The following is a 633-nucleotide window of genomic DNA, read 5'->3' as shown; positions in this document are numbered from 1 at the left end:
TTTTCTTTATTCAAATCTCAACCGCACCAAATTGTAATTTATGAAATTCTACCTCATAAGGAGTTTTAAAGTCAAACATTTTACGAGGCATTGAATTGATTTTAAATGCTATATCATCTAAATACTGTTGTTCGATCATGCACATTGATCTTCCTTTTGGTATATATCGTCTCACCAAGCCATTCATTCTTTCATTACTTCCTCTTTGATATGAACAGTATGGATCACATTTATATAATTTCACCCCTAATCGCTTCGCTGCGATTCCCATTGCTTTGAATTCTAATCCATTATCTACTGTTATCGACTTTACTTCTATTTCATTCTTCTCGATGTACTCTCGTACTATCTTTGCGATATAGTATTCTTGTTTCGCTTCTGCTTTGATCAACCATACGACTCTACTACATCGATCTACGATCGATATGATCGATGAATACTCATTCCTCTTGCCAATGATAGAATCGATCTCTAGATGTCCTAATTCGTTTCGATCTTCGATGTGCTTTGGTCTTAAACTGATCGGTAATACCGTCTTATTGGCTATATACCATTCTAAATGATTCATCATACCATTCACCTTCTTTTTCCGCTTACTGCGTTTATAACAGGTGTCTTGGACTCGGATATTGA

1 protein-coding gene is annotated in these 633 nt (G+C 35.2%); it reads right to left on the bottom strand.

Annotated elements, in window-relative coordinates; translation table 11 throughout:
* Positions 1–10 precede the first annotated feature (10 nt).
* On the bottom strand, positions 11–633 hold a 623-nt coding region (locus GSF08_RS11465), incomplete at its 5' end, for an IS30 family transposase (protein ID WP_160625928.1).

This window comes from Copranaerobaculum intestinale, assembly GCF_009831105.1.
Classification (GTDB): domain Bacteria; phylum Bacillota_I; class Bacilli_A; order Erysipelotrichales; family Erysipelotrichaceae; genus Copranaerobaculum; species Copranaerobaculum intestinale.
Note: the sequence above shows the minus strand (reverse complement) of the source record. Positions and strands in the feature narration are given on the sequence as shown.